This is a genomic window from Streptomyces thermovulgaris (assembly GCF_002155915.1).
Taxonomy (GTDB): Bacteria; Actinomycetota; Actinomycetes; order Streptomycetales; family Streptomycetaceae; genus Streptomyces; species Streptomyces thermovulgaris.
Genome location: NZ_MUME01000454.1, coordinates 1 through 733, shown reverse-complemented (window position 1 = coordinate 733; position 733 = coordinate 1). Strand labels below are relative to the sequence as shown.

Below are 733 nucleotides of genomic sequence, written 5' to 3'. Positions count from 1 at the left end.
CACCCCCGCTGTGTGTTCCAGGTGCTCAAGCGGCACTTCTCCCGCTACACGCCCGAGATGGTGGAGCGGATCTGCGGCGTGCCGCGGGACCGGTTCCTTCAGGTGTGCCGTGCCTGGACCGGGAACTCCGGCCGGGAGCGCACCACGGCGCTGGTGTACAGCGTGGGCTGGACCCAGCACTCGGTCGGGGCCCAGTACATCCGGGCGGGCTCGATCATCCAGCTGCTGCTGGGCAACATCGGCCGTCCCGGCGGCGGGGTCTTCGCGCTGCGCGGGCACGCCAGCATCCAGGGGTCCACGGACATCCCGACCCTGTTCAACCTGCTGCCCGGCTATCTGCCGATGCCGGACGTCACCCACGAGAACCTGGCCGCCTACCTGGACACCGTGCGCCGCCCCGGCCAGAAGGGGTTCTGGGGCAACGCGGACGCCTACCTGGTGTCGCTGCTCAAGGAGTACTGGGGCGAGGCGGCGNNCGGCACCTACCGCACCACCATGGACATGGTCGACGGGAAGGTCTTCGGCTACTTCCTGCTCGGTCAGAACCCGGCGGTGGGCTCGGCCCACGGCCGGCTGCAGCGCCTGGCCATGGCCAACCTCGACTGGCTGGTCGTGCGCGACCTCACCATGATCGAGAGCGCCACGTTCTGGAAGGACGCCCCCGAGATCGAGACCGGGGAGATCGTCCCCGAGCGGTGCCGCACGGAGGTCTTCTTCTTCCCCGCCGCCTCGC

1 pseudogene is annotated in these 733 nt (G+C 69.9%); it reads left to right on the top strand.

Annotated features, from left to right (window positions below):
* Positions 1–733: pseudogene (locus tag CCN35_RS26230) on the top strand (formate dehydrogenase); the annotation flags it as partial.